General features: G+C 37.5%; 12 protein-coding genes and 1 pseudogene. 6 read left to right on the top strand and 7 right to left on the bottom strand.

Translation table 11 applies throughout. The features are described from left to right. Positions 1-226: 226 nt before the first annotated feature. Complete coding sequence (locus ACN0U3_RS13895; protein ID WP_417266692.1) at positions 227-2,779, bottom strand: adenosylcobalamin-dependent ribonucleoside-diphosphate reductase; 2,553 nt, start codon at positions 2,777-2,779, stop codon at positions 227-229. 364 nt (positions 2,780-3,143) lie between these two features. Here ACN0U3_RS13895 and ACN0U3_RS13890 point away from each other — a divergent pair, with 364 nt between their 5' ends. From ACN0U3_RS13890 to secDF, 5 genes are all read left to right on the top strand, one after another. Further along, positions 3,144-3,458 carry a hypothetical protein gene (locus tag ACN0U3_RS13890; RefSeq protein WP_417266691.1) on the top strand — a complete coding sequence of 105 codons (315 nt, stop codon included), beginning with the start codon at positions 3,144-3,146 and terminating at the stop codon, positions 3,456-3,458. A gap of 171 nt (positions 3,459-3,629) precedes the next feature. After that, the gene (locus tag ACN0U3_RS13885; protein WP_417266690.1) at positions 3,630-5,669 is read left to right on the top strand and encodes a TonB-dependent receptor plug domain-containing protein; all 2,040 of its coding nucleotides are present in this window, start codon (positions 3,630-3,632) and stop codon (positions 5,667-5,669) included. A 24-nt stretch (positions 5,670-5,693) separates the two neighbouring features. Continuing rightward, positions 5,694-6,548, top strand: coding sequence for a hypothetical protein (locus ACN0U3_RS13880; RefSeq protein ID WP_073215532.1), 855 nt, complete (start codon positions 5,694-5,696; stop codon positions 6,546-6,548). A gap of 440 nt (positions 6,549-6,988) precedes the next feature. Further along, positions 6,989-7,606, top strand: coding sequence for a hypothetical protein (locus tag ACN0U3_RS13875; RefSeq protein ID WP_417266689.1), 618 nt, complete (start codon positions 6,989-6,991; stop codon positions 7,604-7,606). A 144-nt stretch (positions 7,607-7,750) separates the two neighbouring features. Next, positions 7,751-10,789, top strand: a complete 3,039-nt coding sequence (gene secDF / locus ACN0U3_RS13870) for a protein translocase subunit SecDF (RefSeq protein ID WP_073215538.1) — start codon at positions 7,751-7,753, stop codon at positions 10,787-10,789. Between the two features lie 410 nt (positions 10,790-11,199). On the opposite strand, the gene ACN0U3_RS13865 is transcribed toward secDF, so the two are convergent. From ACN0U3_RS13865 to folE, 6 genes are all read right to left on the bottom strand, one after another. Continuing rightward, a complete protein-coding gene (locus ACN0U3_RS13865; protein WP_073215541.1) occupies positions 11,200-12,321 on the bottom strand; it encodes an ATP-binding protein in 1,122 nt (373 codons plus the stop codon). Positions 12,322-12,422: 101 nt separating this feature from the next. Next, positions 12,423-12,920: a DUF192 domain-containing protein gene (locus tag ACN0U3_RS13860; protein ID WP_073215544.1), complete on the bottom strand. Its 498-nt coding sequence runs from the start codon at positions 12,918-12,920 to the stop codon at positions 12,423-12,425. Between the two features lie 60 nt (positions 12,921-12,980). Further along, positions 12,981-13,925 carry a prolipoprotein diacylglyceryl transferase gene (lgt, locus tag ACN0U3_RS13855; protein ID WP_417266688.1) on the bottom strand — a complete coding sequence of 315 codons (945 nt, stop codon included), beginning with the start codon at positions 13,923-13,925 and terminating at the stop codon, positions 12,981-12,983. A gap of 222 nt (positions 13,926-14,147) precedes the next feature. Further along, positions 14,148-14,396: a membrane protein insertion efficiency factor YidD gene (gene yidD / locus ACN0U3_RS13850; protein ID WP_417266687.1), complete on the bottom strand. Its 249-nt coding sequence runs from the start codon at positions 14,394-14,396 to the stop codon at positions 14,148-14,150. A 114-nt stretch (positions 14,397-14,510) separates the two neighbouring features. After that, on the bottom strand, positions 14,511-15,995 hold the full coding sequence (gene cysS, locus ACN0U3_RS13845; RefSeq protein WP_417266686.1) for a cysteine--tRNA ligase: 1,485 nt from the start codon (positions 15,993-15,995) through the stop codon (positions 14,511-14,513). Between the two features lie 242 nt (positions 15,996-16,237). Beyond that, positions 16,238-16,915, bottom strand: a complete 678-nt coding sequence (gene folE / locus ACN0U3_RS13840; protein ID WP_073215556.1) for a GTP cyclohydrolase I FolE — start codon at positions 16,913-16,915, stop codon at positions 16,238-16,240. Positions 16,916-17,067: 152 nt separating this feature from the next. Here folE and ACN0U3_RS13835 point away from each other — a divergent pair. After that, a pseudogene (locus tag ACN0U3_RS13835) lies at positions 17,068-19,346 on the top strand (hypothetical protein); the annotation flags it as partial.

Below are 19,346 nucleotides of genomic sequence, written 5' to 3'. Positions count from 1 at the left end.
ATCTTTAGGTGGACATACAAGATTATGTTGTCTAGGTTTTAAAGCCAACCCTTCCCTGTTCTTATTCATTAAATTTAAAAGCCTAAAATAATTGTATTTTTGGATACGTATTCAGAAATCAAACATAAGAGGTATTGCTATGAAAAAAGCAATCTAACCTTTGGGGCTTGACATTTATACAATCTTACGTCCTATAGCGCAGCGGTCTTACTTCTTATGTCCTTTTTTACCCGCATTTTGAAGATCCGCAATTCTTGCAAGTCAAACAACCTTCCAGATAAATAAGAGAGGTGCTATTACAGTTTTCGCATTTTTGTTTTTTTGCTTCCGTCCCGTCTGCAACATAACGCTTTAGGGCGCGAGCAACTCCATTTTTCCAGGTGTTAATGCTTTCTGTGTCTAATTGCAAACTGTTTATTAATTCCACGGCTTTCTCAATCGGCATTCCGTGGCGAAGGGTACTCGATATTAGTTTCGCATAATTCCAAAATTCGGGATTAAACTTGTGTGAAAGTCCTTCGATTGTGGTTTTATAGCCTCGTTTATTTTTATATTGAAAATCATAACGCGAGCTGCCATCTTCATTTCTAGCCTTGATAATAAATCCTTGATTTACCCATCGCGGAATTAGAATACCATCTTCATCATCTGCAAACCCTGTAAATATTTCATAAGGTTTTCCGTCGATTAACCCGATAAATGCTATCCATTTGTCCTTGCTATTTTGAAAACGGACTACATCGGCGTTTAATATTTCTGGACGCTTTGTTGGGAAAGCAGTGAGAGTGGTTTCTTGATCTTCATCTTTTTCATCATTTGAAATTAAAACTCCCGAACGGGATCCATCACGGTACACGGTAACTCCCTTGCAGCCTGCTTGCCAAGCCTCTAGATATAATTTACCAACCAATTCTTCTGTAGCATCGTTTGGTAAATTAATAGTAACTGATATGGAATGATCTACCCACTTTTGAACGGCTCCTTGCATTTTTACTTTGCTAAGCCAATCCACGTCATTGGAAGTGGCCTGGTAATAAGGTGAGTTTTTAACGATTTTATTTAATTCCTCCTGAGTGTAATTTTGGTTGGTGTCTATACCGGTAACTTCCATCCATTCTTTAAAGCGGTGGTGAAAAACAACATATTCTTCCCAGCTATCTCCAACTTCATCAACAAAGTCTACCCTAACATTCTTATCGTTTGGGTTTACTTTTCTTCGTCGCTTGTAAACTGGTAAAAAAACTGGCTCGATTCCAGAAGTAGTTTGTGTCATTAAGCTTGTAGTGCCAGTAGGAGCAATCGTTAAAAGTGCAATATTTCTACGGCCGTGCTCTAGCATATCGTAATACAGCTTTTCATCCGCTTCTTTTAAACGAAGTATAAATGGATTGTTCTTTTCGCGATCAGAATCAAATAATTTAAAGGCGCCTCTTTCTTTCGCGGTGTTTACCGATGCTCTATAGGCTTCAATAGCTATGGTTTTGTGGATTTTTACTGAAAATTCAATTCCCTCTGGGCTGCCATATTTAATGCCTAATGCAGCAAGCATGTCCCCTTCTGCGGTAATTCCTATTCCGGTTCTTCTACCTTCTTCAGCTTTTGTTTGAATGTTCTTCCAAAGGTTTCTTTCAACAGCTTTAATTTCATCAGACTGTGGGTCGGCATCAATTTTAGCAATAATTGCGTCAATTTTTTCCAATTCTAAGTCGATGATATCGTCCATTATCCTTTGGGCGATGTTCAAGTGCTTTCTAAAAAGATCGAAATTGAACGAAGCTTCCTTCGTAAATGGCTTGTCAACGTATGAAAATAAGTTGATGGCCAGTAATCGGCAGGAATCATAAGGACATAGCGGAATTTCTCCACACGGATTTGTTGAAACCGTTTTATAGCCTAAGTCTGCATAACAGTCTGGCACCGATTCTTTGATTATGGTGTCCCAAAAAAGAATTCCAGGTTCAGCAGACTTCCAAGCATTGTGAACAATTTTTTTCCACAGTTTTCCAGCTTCTATTTCGTTTGTATTCTTTGGGTTTTCACTAAAAATTGGATATTTCTGAACATAGTTTCCTCCGTCTTTTACCGCTTGCATAAAAGCATCATCTATTCGCACAGAAACGTTGGCGCCAGTAACTTTACCTTGTTCCATTTTAGCATCGATAAAATCTTCTGCGTCTGGGTGATTTATAGATACTGAAAGCATTAAGGCTCCTCGACGCCCGTCTTGAGCAACCTCCCGTGTAGAGTTGGAGTAACGTTCCATAAATGGAACAATACCAGTTGAAGTTAGGGCAGAATTTTTTACTGGAGATCCTTTTGGGCGTATGTGTGAAAGATCGTGTCCAACTCCTCCGCGGCGCTTCATAAGTTGTACCTGTTCTTGGTCTATCTTCATAATTCCACCATACGAATCGGAATCGCCGTCGTTTCCAATAACAAAACAGTTTGAAAGGGAGGCTACTTGGTACGGATTGCCAATTCCGGCCATTGGGCTTCCTTGGGGTACTATATATTTAAAATCCTTAATAGCATCATATATTTCCTTCTCGGTTAATGGGTTTATATAGCGCTGTTCAATTCGGGCAATTTCACTCGCAATTCTGCGGTGCATGTCGTCAGGAGTTTTTTCATAAATATTGCCTTCAGAATCTTTTAGGGCGTATTTGTTCACCCAAACGCGGGCGGCAAGATCATCACCTTTAAAATAATCAACCGAAGCATTAAAAGCCTCATCTTGAGTAAAGGTTTGGGGTGTGGGGGTAATGGTTTTCACAGACATCTTTTGCAAAAATTTTAGGAGGTTATTAAATTTGCTTTTTAAAGTATGTAAATATAGCGAAATAGAAATCTCATTTAAAAATATAAATTAAAAAGTTGACAGAAAAAATATATACTTACCTATTAATCAAAACATTAAAAATTATAAACAATAAAAAGTTGACAAATTTGTGAAATTTCGGTTTCCTTGATAGAACCCTGTGTTTTATGGTTTTTCGGTGAATATTTGGGCTTGCTTCGTATGATTTAATAAAGTGATAAAAGTCATTTTTGAAACTTGTAGTGAATCGTATATTTGTAGTGTGAAAAATGTAATTCTCATATCGATTACCTTCCTAATGTTCGCCAAACCTTTTTGGCCAGTAATGGATTATATGGTGAATTATGATTACATTGTTAATAATTTATGTGAAAATAGAGACAAACCAGAATTGAACTGTGACGGAAAATGTTATTTAAGTAAAGAATTGGCTAAAGAAGCTGGTGCTGATGAAAATAATCCTCTAAACAATAAAAATTCAAAAACCGAAATTCCGCAGGTTATTATTCTTGAAAATATTTCTGATTTTCAATTAGCATTTATACCAGATATTATTGCACCAGAAAAAGTGGGTTATACATCAGTATTTCACACTTCACTTTATGTGTCAAAAATTCTTCATCCCCCGCGAATAGTATAGTTTTTTAAGGGACGTTTTTTGTGGTTTTCTAATGAAAGCCCGCTTGTAATGCTCATGAGGTTTATAAACCTAGTTGTGCTAAGCGAAAACGACCATTTCATTCCTTCAAGATGTGTTTTTAAAATCGATATACTTCTTGTTGGTGTATAGAAACCTATAACTATTTTTAAAATGAAATCATTTATTTACGTGTCTCCAAGATTGGGGATACCGATGGTGTGCCTACTTGTAGCGGTTCTTTTTACGGCTTTTGTTTCAGAATTGCATGGGCAAGAAGTGGCAGCCGATAGCTTAAAGTTAATCAACTTAAACGAAGTGGTGGTAATTTCAGCTGGCAAACAGTTGGATCATCAAAAGCAGCATAAACCAATGTCGTCTTTAGATGAGTTTTTGGAGTCATCACGAAGTATTAATATGGTAAAGCGCGGCGCCTATGCTTGGGAGCCAACGATGAACGATATGGGTTCTGAACGCTTGGCTGTTACTATAGACGGAATGCAAATTTTTGGCGCGTGTACAGACAAGATGGATCCAATAACTTCGTATGTCGATGTTTCAAACTTATCAGAAGCGCAAATTGGTTCTGGACAGCAAGGTTCGGCTTTCGGAAATACTATTGGCGGAGGAATTAATTTGAAATTGGACAAAAGTAATTTTAAGCCAACAGGATGGACTGGTTCGTTGGAAAGTTCGTACGAAAGCAACAACAGTATGCGCGCTTTTGGTGGAGAACTAAATTATTCTGATGAAAAATTCTATATAAATACTGATGTGATTTATCGAAAAGCCGATAATTACAGTGCTGGGGGCGATAGAGAGGTATTGTATTCGCAATTTGAGAAGTATAATTTCTCAATCAATACGGCATACAAACTTGCTGAAGACAAATCTGTTTCTGCTACCTTAATATACGACGAAGCTAGAGATGTAGGATATCCCGCATTAACAATGGATGTTTCTTTGGCGCGCGCGATCATAGGTTCGGTAAGTTATAATCAGGATACCTTGTTTGGAAGTTTGACGAATTGGGAATCTAAGTTGTACTTCAACACCATAGAACACGTGATGGACGATACTACGAGACCAGACGTGCCAATTCATATGGACATGCCGGGTTGGAGTGATACGTATGGGTTTTATTCGCAGGCTAATTTCACAAGAGAAAAGAATCGGTTCTTTTTTAAAGTAGACGGTTATTTCAATAAATCCATAGCCGAAATGACAATGTATCCTGCAAATAGCAACGAAGCCTTAATGTTTATGCTAACGTGGCCAAATGTACACACTACCGATTTTGGATTTTATGCCGAAGACAATATTTCTTTTTCAAAGTCTTCGCTTAAATTATCTACTCGTTTAAGCTATCATTCAAATACTGTGGCAGATGACTTTGGACTGAATAGTCTTAAGATTTTTCATCCTGAAATGGATCGGACAAACACTCGTTTTCTGAAAAGTTTTTCGGCTCAGTATCACCAAATGATGAACAATTTTCATTTGAATGGAGGTATTTCTTATGGCGAGCGCGCGCCGTCGGTTTCTGAAGGCTATGGTTTCTATTTGTTCAATAGTTTTGATAACCACGATTATATAGGCGATCCAGATTTAAAAACGGAAAGCTCTGCGGAGGTCAATCTCTCGATATCGTACGAAAAACCGATTTTTGAAATTACTGCCGAAGCAAACTACTTTCGCGTTTTCAATTATATAATTGGAACGGTTAATCCGTTGGTGAGTCCAATGGCCATTGGAGCCGATGGGGTTAAGGTTTACGAAAATTTAGATTATGCGCAGCTATTTAATACCTCACTTTTGGGTCGATATGCTATTTCGAATGCCTTTAAACTGTCGGGTAGAATTTCGTATCATCGCGGTGTGGATAATGACGATGAAAACTTACCGTTGATTAGCCCAGTTTCATATCAAGGTAGCCTCGATTTTTATAAAAACCAATACTCAGCTTCACTTTCTGTAAATGGAGCCGGGAAGCAGGTTAATTACAATCCCGCTTATGGCGAAACCAAAACTGCTTCGTACGCGACGCTTTCAGCGAGTTTCGGAAAGCGTTTCTTCTTAAATAATGATAGTCTTTTTGTTAAAACTGGAATTGAAAACATTTTAGACACTTATTACTCTTCCTATACCGATTGGAAAAATATACCAAGAATGGGTAGGAATATCTATTTAACAATTTCTTATTCAATTAAATAAAAACAATATAAATCTCATATAAAAATGAAAACACTTAAATATATTTTCGCAATTCTTATTATTTCGGCTTCATTCCTTAGTTGTTCTACGGACAATGACGATGAGCCAACACCAATGAACCCTGTAGCAGGACTTATTAAAATTTATGAATTTTCTGAAGCTGACCATACTGTCGAAATCTATTCTGAAAAACAAGTTTTAGAAGTGGGCTATAACGAACTTTCTATCCGAATTTTGGATAAGGCGAGTAATAACTACATTTCCAATGCCGAGCCTACGTGGATGCCAATGATGCATATGGAGTCTATGAGTCATTCAGGACCGCATAGTATGTTACGGAATACCGAAAACGAAACTGTTTACAAAGGGCATATCGTTTTTCAGATGGCAGAAAATGATACAGAATACTGGGAGGTTGCTTTAAATTATAATTTCAATGGAGAGCCAATGAGTATGGCTCAACGGGTGTCGGTGGTGCAACCGGTTGATGGTTTTAGAAAAACTCAAGTATTTACTGGAGCTGACGAGGTGCGCTATATTATGGCATTCGTAAACCCAAAAGATCCACAAGTGGCTATTAATGATTTTCAAGCGGTTTTATACAAAATGGAAAATATGATGACCTTCCCAGTGGTTGAAAATTACAAAGTTACTGTTGATCCTAGAATGCCTTCCATGGGAAATCATACATCTCCAAATAATGAAGATATGGTTTATAATGCCGCAACAAAAATGTATAACGGAAAGCTATCGTTCACGATGACCGGATATTGGAAAATAAACTTGAAGCTGCTAAACGCAAGTGGTGAAGTTTTGAAAGGGGAAGATATTACAGATGACAACCCAGCAAGTAGTCTCTATTTCGAACTAGAGTTCTAAAAATAGAGACGGTACGGGCTTTATCTAACCGTAACGAGTAATATCCGAATAGTGGATAGACTTCTGCCTTAATTTGGCTAAAGCCGATAATTATTTTATTTATTTCCCCGAGCTAAAGCACTGGGTTGTTTAAAGGAAACCATAGAATAGAATAACCACGGCGCTTTAGCCCGTGGTTAAAAAAGTGTTGCGCGAATCTGGCTTTAGCCAAACATTTCCGTAATACTTGTGTGACTGACTGGACTTTTATTGATTTTGAGTTGATATTCTTAAAAGGAAGTTAGGTGCTTTACTTATTCCTTTAGATAGATTGACGCTTGTTTTTTTTGGAGGATTTATCCTACGTCTTCAGTCCTATCGTCTTACGACCTTTAAAAAAAGCTGCGTTATATTCCTTAAAGACTGTAGTGATACAGTCTTTATTTTTATATATTTGGCGCGTGAATTGGAGATGGTATATTACTGGAATAATCATAGCCCTTGCGTTTTATGGCGCTGGTTTTGAACAGTCAACAGCAAGTCCTAACCAGGAGATTGTTGTTAGGTTCAGTGCCGATTCTATCACAGCTAATGATGCTAAAAAGACAATTTCTGAAATAACTAGGCAGTTAAAATCTATAGGTGTAGATGATGTTCACGTATCAGAAGTGGTTAATGGTAAAGTTAAAGTTACCTATTTTAGTACCCTCGATGTAGCTGTTGTAAAAAGCTTACTTTACAGGTATAACAAGCTCGACTTGAGCGATACCGCCTTTAATAAGGATGACAATTCTTCTCAATTTCCCTTCAGTAATAGCCCTTCAACCTACAAATTAGAAATTGTCCAGATCCAAACAGATTTAGGGTCCGATATCGGTTTTCAAGGAATACTCGTAGAAGTAAATTCACTTGCCGATCAATATTTAAAACCGAGAATTTCTTTAGCTACCTCCGAAATTAACTTCACTCCAAAAGATAATTTCGAAAGTGCAGATATTACCAACTACCTAGTTGTTCCCGAATTTATAACGGAATTTGAACACATAATTCCCGAGGTAAGGGCAGGCCCCATTTGCTAGGAAGTACACTTTGCTTCCCCAATTTCAGCTTTCCAAAAATTTATTTTTTTATAAAATAATCTTAATTGTTAGATATGGCAGCAAATTATATATTTGCGCTCTCGAAAATTTCGGGATAAAAATCTGACCAAAAATAATTTACACATGCAAAATAGAGGATTAATTACTGTATTCGCCATTCTATTCGGATTGGTGAGTATTTATCAGCTTTCTTTTACGTTTATTTCCAGTAAAGTAGAAAGTGAAGCTAAAGAATTTGCACAAAGCAAATATTCTGAAAATGAACCAGATTTAAGAGAAGCCGCAGAGGCTCGTTACCTTGATTCTGTTGGAGTTTCTCCAGTGTTTTTAGGAATTGATTACAATACCGCAAAAGATAAAGAGCTTAATAAAGGTCTCGATCTTAAAGGGGGTATTAACGTTATTCTGGAGGTTTCTGTAAAGGATATCTTGAGAGGATTGGCAAACCATTCGAAAGATCCTGCTTTTAACCAAGCTTTAGAAAATGCCACAGAACTTCAAAAAGCTAGTCAGGATACATATTTAGAGTCTTTCTTTAAGGCTTTTGAAGCGCTTCCAGGCGAAAACACATTAGCTTCTCCAGATGTTTTCTTTAATAAGAATTTAGAAGAAAGCATTACTCCATTAATGACCAATGCTGAGGTGAAGCCTATTATTGAAAGAAAAATCGATGAGTCTATTACTTCAGCTTTTGAGGTACTTAGAAAACGTATCGATAAGTTTGGTGTAACACAACCAAACATCCAGCGTTTAGGGAAATCTGCCCGTATTTTGGTGGAACTTCCAGGTGCTAAGGATGTAAGTAGAGTTAAGAAATTGCTTCAAAGCACTGCTCAGCTTGAATTCTGGGATGTTTATAAATTTGAAGAAGTAGCTAGTTTCTTACAAGCTGCAGACAATAGAGCTGGCGAAATTGAATTAGCTAAAAGCGGTAAAACAGCGGTAAAAGAAACTGTTGAAGTTGTTGAAGATACAACCGAAGCTGCCGAAGAAGACGACGTAAGTAAACTTCTAGGTGGACAAGATGTTAAAGATACACTGGTAGATGATAATAAGGCGAACCCAATTCTTTCTAGAATGGTCTCTCTTGGAAACCAAGGAAGTCCAGTTATTGCTACTTTCAGATTAAAAGATACTGCAGCGGTAAACGGTTACTTGCGTATGCCTCAAGTACGTTCATTGCTACCTACAGAAATGCGTTTTGCAAAATTTGTATGGGGCTTGCCTTCACCAAACCCACAATTAAAAGGAGAGGAAACTACTGCGCTTTATGTGTTAAAAGGAAATAGGGATGAGGTGCCGCCACTTGGTGGAAACGTTGTTGTTGATGCAAGACAAGAATACGACCAAATGAGTAGAATCGTAGTTTCTATGCAAATGAATGGCCAAGGGGCTAAAGTATGGGAACAAATGACTGGTAATGCGTACCAAAACCAAAGCCAGATTGCCATTGTACTTGATGATATTGTATATTCTGCTCCTGGAGTTACTTCAGGCCCTATCGCAGGAGGTCGTAGCCAGATTTCTGGAGACTTTACAGTTAACGAAGGTCAGGATTTAGCAAACGTACTTCGCGCAGGTAAACTACCAGCTTCAGCAGACATCGTTCAAGCGGAAGTAGTTGGACCAACACTTGGTCACGAAGCTATTAATAGTGGTGTTATGTCATTTGCAATAGCACTTATAATTGTGCTACTTTGGATGATTGGATACTACGGAAGAGCAGGTGTTTATGCCGACATCGCTTTGTTAGTTAACATTTTATTCATCTTCGGAATATTAGCCGGATTAGGTGCTGTGCTTACGCTTCCTGGTATTGCAGGTATTGTACTTACCATTGGTATGTCGGTAGATGCTAACGTACTTATTTTTGAACGTATAAAAGAAGAACTCGCAAAAGGGAAGTCGCAAAAAGATGCTATTAAAGATGGTTTTAATAATGCTTTGTCTTCAATTCTAGATGCTAACATCACCACAGGTCTTACGGGATTAATCCTTTTGGTATTCGGAACTGGTCCTATTCAAGGGTTTGCTACTACCTTATTAATTGGTATTGCAACTGCATTATTTACAGCAATCTTCATTACCAGATTGTTTATAGATTCTTATACAAGAAATGGAAAGGATTTACCTTGTACGACTTCAATGTCAAAAGGTCTATTTACCAATGTGAATATCGAATTCTTGAAGAAAAGAAAAACAGCTTACATAGTTTCATCTGTGTTAATTCTAATTAGTTTAACGTCTTTATTTACAAACGGATTAAACCAAGGCGTTGACTTTGTTGGAGGGCGTACATATACAGTTCGTTTTGCAAAAGATGTAAATTCAGCTAAAATCCAAGATGATTTGATTGCTACTTTCGGAAGTGCAGAAGCAAAAACGTATGGAGGAAACAATCAGCTGAAGATTACTACAAAATACAAAGTTGAAGAAACCGATACAGCGATTGATGAGGAAATAGAGCGTATGCTTTATGAAACACTTAAAGCTGATTTACCTGCCGACATGACCTACGAAGCTTTTGTAGGTGACCAGGAAGGTAAAAGTATTGGTAGAATGGAGTACTACAAAGTAAGTCCGACCATTGCAGATGATATTAAAAGAGATTCGTTCTGGGCTGTTTTCGGCTCGCTGATTGTGGTTTTCTTATATATCCTGCTCCGATTTAGAAGGTGGCAGTTTGGTTTAGGTGCCGTTGCAGCTATTTTCCACGACGTTCTTATTGTGCTTGGTATATTCTCATTAACATATACTTTTATGCCTTTCAGTATGGAAATTGATCAATCGTTTATTGCGGCAATCCTTACTGTGGTCGGGTACTCCTTGAACGATACGGTAATTATATTCGACCGTATTCGTGAGTACTTTGGGGAACACCCAAGTTGGAAAATGAACCGTGTTATTGATGTTGCCCTAAACAGTACGTTAGGAAGAACAATGAACACCTCATTTACCACGCTTATCGTATTGCTGTCTATGTTTATTTTTGGGGCCGAATCTATCCGCGGACTATTGTTTGCAATTATAGTAGGTATTCTAGTGGGTACGTATTCATCGTTATTCATTGCAACTCCAATTATGTACGATACGGTAAAACGCAAGAAAATTGAAGATCTAATAGATATTAAAAAAGAGGAAGAAGAAGCTCTTGAAGCATAGAACCTTATAAAACTTCGATTAATTAAGAAAGTAGGCTCGTCAGTAATGGCGAGCCTGCTTTTTTGTTTAAATGTGTTGTTGGCTTTGTTGTTTTGTAAGCAGCTGAAATTATAAGAAGTTTTATTCAACGTCACGGTTCTGATTTTGAAAGCAGATAAGATTGAGCGTCTGTGGTGTTAATAATAGAACCAATCTTGTTCTGAGTATCTTCAGATACTTTCCGAACCTAGACACATATATGCTTCAACGTATAATCTAAGGTTTAGCAACGTATTAGAGGGTGAAGGGACACATAAATATCTATTCAGAACGTATTCGTGCGAGTTTTTGGAAATAAAAATTGATTTACTCTTTATCAGCTGCGGCACGGGAGGCAGTACTTCAAAATATGAAGCTTGAGTGAGCAACTTTTAAATTTTCACAAAACTTCTAAAATTATTAGTATCTATTACAAAGCTCTTTGCATTATATGTTTCTACAAACGTTTGTGGGAGCTTCATCTTTTTGCCCTTAGTTTCCCACTTAAATTCATATCCTAGAATAACACCATTTTTCTCTTCTAGAAAGTCAACTTCCTGTTGTTGTTTGGTTCGCCAGAAATACATTTTTGCAAATGTGTCCTTGTATATGTTTTGTTTTCGCCTTTCCGAAACCAAGAAGTTTTCCCATAGCGCTCCTTTATCCAACCGTAGATCTAGCGGATTAAAATCACCAATTATCATATTACGGACACCATTATCATAGAAATAAATCTTTCTAGATTTCTTAATCTCATTTCTCAGGTTTCGACTGAAACTGTTGAGCCTAAATACGATATAGCCTTGTTCTAGTATTTCGATATATTTTTGTATTGTAATTTTATTTACTCCAACTAGTTGCGACAGTTCATTATAATTTACCTCGCTTCCCATTTGCAATGCAAGCGCTTGTAGTAATTTCTCGAGAACTTCTGGTTTTCGAATGTCCGAAAAAGCCAAAATATCTCTATACAAATAACTATTAACTAGGTTTTTTAATGTCTCTTTCTCGTTTCCCTGATTGTTAATTACATCTGGGTAGAAGCCATAAAGTAATCGGTTTGTGAGTTGCTGTTCTGATTTTAAAAATCCAATTTTTTTTTCATATTCTTCCCAAGCAATTGGAAATAGTTCGTATTCCCATTTCCTTCCAGTTAAGGGCTCGTTCAATTCATTTCCTAAATCAAATGATGATGAGCCACTAATAAATAGTTGAACATCTTTAAATTGGTCTGTAATTATTTTTAAGGTTAATCCAATTCCTGGTATTCTTTGAGCTTCGTCAAGAAATACATTTTTATTGTCGCCTAATAGAGTCCTAATTTCTTCTGTATTGGGACTTGATAACAAGTTTCTTGTTGTAGGGTCATCTCCATCGAGAAATAAATAATCCATCTCTTTCAGGATGCCTTTCAATAGGGTGGTCTTACCCACTTGTCTCGCTCCAACCACTACTATAGCTTTACCGCTTCTTAGTTTTTCCTGAACCTTATTTTCGATAATTCTAGTAAACATTGTTTTTATTTCAAAGCTACTTATAATTATCGTAATGCCCAATAGTTATAACTATTGGTCATTACGATAGCGAAATTACTGAAATTGGAAACAGTCGATTCTTAATTCTCTTGAATAAGTTGAAACGTATCTCCAGTGGTGAGATTCCATTTGTCAGAAAGTCCTGCGTTTACCTCTAATACAAATTGCGCAGGGGCTTCGGAAGGAAGTGATGATTCATCGAAGGGCTTTGCATTTTTGCGGATGCTTATAATTTCTTTTTCTGAATTGAAATATATGATGTCTAAGGCAAATTCAGTATTTTTCATATAAAAAGAACGAATTTGCGAATCTTTAAAAATGAATAGCATTCCTTGATTCTTGGCCATAGATCGACGGTACATCAATCCTGTTTGTGTTTTATAATCGTCATCGGCAATTTCTATGTCGAGTTTTGTAATTATAGAATCATTTTCTGCTTTTATTAAATTAAGTTCACCTTGTTTGGTAAAAGTAATTTCTCGCGTAAGGCTTTTGTTGTCTGTAGATGCAGAGTCTTTGCAATTAGAAAAAGTTAATAGAGCGCCGATAATTGCTATCGAAGTAAATATTTTTTTCATTGTGAATAGATTTTATGACTTACCAGACTTTCTTATTGGATTTGGGGTGTTTAGAAGTTTTTAAGAACCTTCGTTTATAGGTTTGGGAGATTTTTTTGAGGCGCTCCACATGATATAGATCCCTGCAATAATGAAAGGGATGCTGAGCCATTGCCCAGTAGAAAACACTCCTAGAAATGATTCAAAACCACCTTGGCTTTCCTTCACAAACTCGACGATAAAGCGCACCATAAAAAGAAGAATTAAAAACACTCCAAAGATGTAGCCAATCTGTTTTCTGCGTTCGGTTTTCCAATACAAATACCAACAAACTAAAAAGACAATTATGTATCCAGCTGCTTCGTACAGCTGAGCGGGGTGTCTAAAAGGAACCGAGTTTAACAGCTCAGAAAATTGAGGATTGTGTACTATGGCGTCATAAGCTTTTGCTGGGTCTTGTATTCCTGTAGCTTGAATGGCTTGTGAAGGGCGTATGGCTTCGTGAACAAAACGAACACCAAGTGGGAAATCGCCCGAAGGCTTTCCTATAATTTCAGAGTTCATAAAGTTCCCGATACGAACAAAAGTTCCACCAGCTGCTACAGCAATAACGATGCGGTCCATAACCCAGAAAAATGGTTTTTTTATAACTTTTTTGCTATAATAAAGCATGGCGATAACATAGGCAATTGCCGCGCCGTGACTTGCCAAGCCTTGGAAACCAGTAAATTCAAATTCGGGCACTGTACTTATTGGTAAAAACACCGAAATTGGATCTTGCACAAATAATTCAGGTTGATAAAAGATAACGTGCCCTAGTCTTGCACCTAGTAATGTTGCCACGACCATATAGATGAAAAGTTTGTCGAGCATTTCTTGTGGCTGACCTTCACGCTCATAGATCTTTTTAGTCAAAATCCAACCTAAACTAAAGGCAACGACGAACATAAGGCTGTAATAGCGAATCATGAAGAAGCCTAAATCAATGCCTTCAGAAGGATTCCAAGTAATTGTTAAATAGTGCATAGTGGGTATTTTAGTGCGCCGCGTAAAGATAGCAAAAGCCAAAAAGTATTGCGAACGATAAACTTATTTCTTTTTATTCTTATCCGTGAAGACATCTGAAATTGACTTATGACGGTAAGACGTAGGATGTATGACAAAATGGTGTAAAAAGTATTCTTTCTGTAAAAACGGAGATAGTCATACATCTTAAGTCCTTTTGTCCTAAGTCGTTTTCACGAACAATCATTTTGCTTTTTTCGGAGGAACGGGATCATAACCAGACCCTCCCCAAGGATTACAACTGCCAATGCGTTTAACTGCTAACCAACCGCCTTTTAACAAGCCGTGTTTTTCGAGTGCTTCAATTGTATAGTGTGAGCAGGTAGGGGCGTAGCGACATGTACTAGGAGTAAATGGAGATATAAATTTCTGATATCCCCGTATTAACAGGATAAAAGGAGATATTAGGATTTTCTTCAAATTATAACTCATAATAGGATGAAATGAAATTCAAATCGAAATCGAAATCCAAATCGAAAACGCTAGCTGAGAATATTAGAATTTTTATTTTTCATAACTCATAAATTCAGCATCAAACATTATTCATTATACATTATTAAATAACTGAAAAGTAGTCCCCTCTTTCCCATCTTTCAACTGAATTCCTTTCTCCGCAAGTTGGTCTCTTATTTTATCACTAGTGGCAAAGTCTTTGTTGGCTCGAGCCTGATTTCTGAGTTCGATAAGAAGTTCGACAGCTCCAGTTAGTTTTTCACCATCTTGTGAATTCTCACCTGCAACATTTTGTAGGCCCAGGACATCAAACAAAAAGTCGTGCATTGTTTGTTTCAACAGCTTTAATTCTTCTGTCGAAATGGTTTCTTTACCTTCTTTTAAAGCATTAATAAACTTCACTGCTTCAAAAAGATGAGCTATGAGAATAGGACTGTTAAAATCATCATTCATCGCATCGTAGCAAGATTTTCTCCAGCTAGTAATGTCAAGACTTGTTTTTTCTGAAGTTTCAGTGTTATCCAGCATGCGGTAAGCATCCATTAATCGGTTAAATCCTTTTTCCGAAGCTTCCAAAGCCTCGCTACTGAAGTCTAAAATGCTTCGGTAATGGGCTTGGTACATAAAAAACTTAGTAACTGTTGGTGAAAAAGGTTTGCTTAAGATGTCGTTTTCCCCTGTAAACATATTGTCTGGAAGAATAAAGTTTCCAGTAGACTTAGACATTTTCTTGCCGTTGAGCGTAAGCATGTTGGCATGCATCCAATAGTTTACGGGTGAAATATGATTACAAGCTTCAGCTTGGGCAATTTCGCATTCGTGGTGTGGAAATTTAAGATCCATTCCGCCTCCGTGGATGTCAAAATTATCTCCTAAATACTTAGTGCTCATTGCTGTACATTCAAGGTGCCAGCCAGGAAACCCGTCACTCCAAGGCGAAGGCCAACGCATTATGTGCTGGGGTTCGGCTTTTTTCCAAAGTGCAAAATCTTGAGGGTTTTTTTTGTCTGTTTGTGCTGAAAGCTCACGAGTGTTGGCTATCATATCTTCCAGATTGCGTCCGCTCAACTTTCCGTATTCGTAGGTTTTGTTGAACTTCAAAACATCAAAATAGACAGAGCCGTTTGTTTCGTAGGCAAAACCTTCTTCAATAATTTTTTCAACAATTTGTATTTGTTCAATAATATGTCCAGTGGCAGTAGGTTCAATGCTTGGAGGGTGTGCATTGAATTTTGCCATAGTGGTATGAAAATCCACAGTGTATCGCTGAACAACTTCCATCGGTTCCAATTGTTCGATTCGTGCTTTTCTTAAAATCGGATCTTCGCCACTTTCGCCATCGTTTTCCAAATGCCCAGCGTCGGTAATATTTCTTACATACCGAACTTTATATCCAAGATGCTTCAAATACCTAAATACCAGATCGAATGATAGGAAAGTACGGCAGTTTCCTAAATGTACATTGCTGTATACGGTGGGGCCACAAACGTACATGCCAACAGCTCCTTCATGTATAGGTGTAAATTTTTCTTTTGTTTTGGTAAGTGAATTGTATATGTGTAAATCGTGCTGTTTCAAAACTTCAAGTTTCAGGTTAGGAATTTGTTACTTGCTATTCGGTGCTTCGACGTCGCTCAGCAACCTATATTTATAGTTTTTCTAAAGATTCAAATTACTTTAATTCTCAGTGCTTCTTGTATTAAGAGGTAATAGCATGGTTACAAGTTGAAATTAGCTTCTATGAGATTTTAATTAAAATGTTTTACATTTTCCGCCCGTAACCAAGTACTCATCATCAGGCACTAAACTTCTAAGGCTTCTTAAAACTTTGTATCTAATTTTATATAGTCCAAAAACTCTTTTCTAGTGTCAGAATTTTTGAAAGCACCTCCAAATTCAGAAGTTACCGTGCTGCTATCGATATCTCGAATACCTCTGGAGTTTACACATAGGTGTTTTGCGTCTATAACACATGCAACGTCTTCGGTATTTAATACTTGCTGAAGCTCTTTTACAATTTGCATAGTTAAGCGCTCTTGAACCTGTGGTCGTTTTGCGTAATAATCCACAATTCGGTTCATTTTTGAAAGGCCAACAACAGTTCCGTTAGAAATATAGGCTATATGTGCTTGCCCTACTATTGGAAGTAAGTGGTGTTCACAAGTGGAGTAGAGGGTTATATTTTTCTCTACAAGCATTTCATTGTATTTGTACTTGTTGTCGAAAGTGGATGCTTTTGGTTTTCGGTTTGGATGTAATCCACCAAAAATTTCCTGTACAAACATCTTTGCTACTCGGTTTGGGGTTCCTTTAAGGCTGTCATCAGATAAATCTAAGCCTAAGGTCTCCATAATATTCCGCACGTCTTCTTTGATTAATGCTATTTTTTCAATATCGCTGAGTTCAAAAGCATCGGGACGCATTGGAGTTTCAGAAGAGGAGCTGATATGATCATCACCCATTTCCTCTATGGTTTTAAGTGTTTTTTCTAAATCCATCAATTTTAAAACTTTTCTTATTTAGATAGTTTGCAAAGATACAGAATCGCAAATTGTTAAAGATGCTTCAAAGTTCATATTTTCCTTGTAGAGGTCGAGTGTATTCACAAAATTTTCTTAATTTCCCCCACGGAATTTTATTTCTTTATATCATGACAAACTTATGCCCTAAAAAATACCTCGGGTTTTTATTTTTACTACTATCCTTTTCCCTTTATGCTCAGGGACCTGGGTGCCCGAATGTTAATGCTGGACCAGATGTTGAAGTAACCTGTGCCGACCCGTGTACTACGCTAACGGCTTCTTATCTTCAAACTGGTGAGACTACTAGCTATGCTGTAACTTCTATACCTTATGATCCGCCTTTTCCTTTTACAGGAGGTTCTGGTTCTACAAATATTACTGCAGATGATGTTTGGTCTGAGGCTATACAGTTGCCTTTTGACTTCTGTTTTTTTGGAGACCCTTATAGTAGGCTCTTAATTAGTTCAAACGGAAGTATAACTTTTAGTATTGCAGGAGAAGTTCCTAACGGTAGGTATACACCGAGTGCTGGTGCTGGCTATGTTCTTGGAGCCAATGGCGATCGTAATATTCCTGGAAATATTGGAACTACTACCGATGCTCGTGCCGTATTAGGTATTATGGGTGTTTTGCAGGATACATATCCTCCAAACTCCTTTAGTGGTTGGTCTATTAACTATGAGGTAATTGGTACGTTCCCTTGTAGAATGCTTGTTTTTAATATGTATAATTTAGGACATTATTCTTGTGGTACAAGTGGTGGTGTTCCACAAACATACCAGATAATTCTTTATGAAACTACAAATGCAATTGATGTGTTTGTTAAAGATAGAACTCCTTGTAATGGTTTTCAGGAAGGTCGAGGAGCTATTGGTATTCAAAACTGGAATGGAACTGTAGGATATACTCCTCCAGGAAGAAATACAGGAAACTGGTCTGCTAGTGAAGAGGCTTGGCGATTTACCCCTAATGGACCGTCTAATGTTTCGTTTTCTTGGCGAGATGCGGCTGGAAATTTTATTAGCAGTGATCCTTCTATTACTGTTTGTGTTGATGAAACTACAACGTTTACTGCACAGGCCGAATATACCGATTGTAATGGGATTACCATAACTGATATTGATACTGTTACGGTAACTAGAGAATCGGATATAGAAGTTGATTTGGGAGAGGATGTTGAAACTTGTGAAGATGATCCTATTGTTTTAGATACAGAGACGGGTGATGTTCCAAATCTTACTTATGAATGGTTCCTTGATGGTGTTATAATTCCTGGAGCTACTAATAGTACTTATACAGCTACCGCTCCCAACTCTGGTGAATATACTGTTGAAGTGAATCAAGATGGATGTATTATAACAGACAGTATTAATATTCTTTTCAACCCGCAACCTATTATCGCTAACCCTCCGCAAGATTTGGGACTTTGTGACGATGGCGGTTCTGCTGCACTTTTTGACTTAACACAAAATGATGCTGTGGTTTTAGGAACTCAGGATACCGATTTTGTTATTACTTACCACCATAGCCAAGCAGAGGCAGAAAATGGAACTCCATTTATAAACCCCGCCGATGCGTACCCTATTGTAGGAAACAATGAAACAATTTGGGTTAGGATTCAAAATGCAAATAACACCTGTTTTGTTGTAGATTCTTTTGAAATTTTACTTGTATCTGCTTTTGCAACAGCTCCTCCTAGTCCTTATTATATATGTGATCAAGATAATACCGGAAGTGAGCCTGTAAACTTACAAGCTGTTTTTTCTGCCGATATTTTGGCTGGACAAGACCCGAATGAACTTTATGTTACTTATCACGAAAGCGCTGCTGATGCAGATACTGGAGACAATCCTTTGCCGCAGCCATATATGGTGACAACAACTCAGATTACACTTCATGCAAGAGTAGAAAATAGACTGGATGAAGATTGTTATTCGGTTACGAACTTTGAGATTGTTATGGAGCTTCCTCCGAATGTGAACCCAACACCATTAGATTTAATTACTTGCGATACCGATAATGATGGTTTTGCCCCGTTCAACTTACACGACGCAGATGACGACATTACAAATGGCGATCCAGATTTAGTAGTAACCTATCACCCAACTGAACTAGACGCCCAGAATGACTTAAACGAACTTACCGACCCTTATATTAACGACGATCCATTTAATGATGTAGTCTTCGCAAGAATTGAGGGTATGAATACGTCTTGTAACGCTGTTATAAGATTGAACTTAGAAGTCCGCAACAGTCCGATATTAACTGAGCCTTCACCCTTGCGATTATGTGATGACAACACCGATGGGTTACAGATATTCGATTTAACCGTTCGTGAGTTGGAGATGTTGGGAGCTATGGATCCGACCCAGTATGATTTTTATTACTATGAAGTTGAGGTAGATGC

Origin of the sequence: Brumimicrobium sp. (genome assembly GCF_048268645.1) — a bacterium.
GTDB classification, from domain to species: domain Bacteria; phylum Bacteroidota; class Bacteroidia; order Flavobacteriales_D; family Crocinitomicaceae; genus Brumimicrobium; species Brumimicrobium ulvae.
Note: the sequence above shows the minus strand (reverse complement) of the source record. Positions and strands in the feature narration are given on the sequence as shown.

Bases quoted from the DNA above. Each gene is read 5' to 3' on its own strand.
- ACN0U3_RS13895 (WP_417266692.1), bottom strand. From the start codon at position 2,779: ATGTCTGTGAAAACCATTACCCCCACACCCCAAACCTTTACTCAAGAT.
- ACN0U3_RS13890 (WP_417266691.1), top strand. From the start codon at position 3,144: ATGGATTATATGGTGAATTATGATTACATTGTTAATAATTTATGTGAA.
- ACN0U3_RS13885 (WP_417266690.1), top strand. From the start codon at position 3,630: ATGAAATCATTTATTTACGTGTCTCCAAGATTGGGGATACCGATGGTG.
- ACN0U3_RS13880 (WP_073215532.1), top strand. From the start codon at position 5,694: ATGAAAACACTTAAATATATTTTCGCAATTCTTATTATTTCGGCTTCA.
- secDF (WP_073215538.1), top strand. From the start codon at position 7,751: ATGCAAAATAGAGGATTAATTACTGTATTCGCCATTCTATTCGGATTG.
- ACN0U3_RS13865 (WP_073215541.1), bottom strand. From the start codon at position 12,321: ATGTTTACTAGAATTATCGAAAATAAGGTTCAGGAAAAACTAAGAAGC.
- ACN0U3_RS13860 (WP_073215544.1), bottom strand. From the start codon at position 12,920: ATGAAAAAAATATTTACTTCGATAGCAATTATCGGCGCTCTATTAACT.
- lgt (WP_417266688.1), bottom strand. From the start codon at position 13,925: ATGCACTATTTAACAATTACTTGGAATCCTTCTGAAGGCATTGATTTA.
- yidD (WP_417266687.1), bottom strand. From the start codon at position 14,396: ATGAGTTATAATTTGAAGAAAATCCTAATATCTCCTTTTATCCTGTTA.
- folE (WP_073215556.1), bottom strand. From the start codon at position 16,915: ATGGATTTAGAAAAAACACTTAAAACCATAGAGGAAATGGGTGATGAT.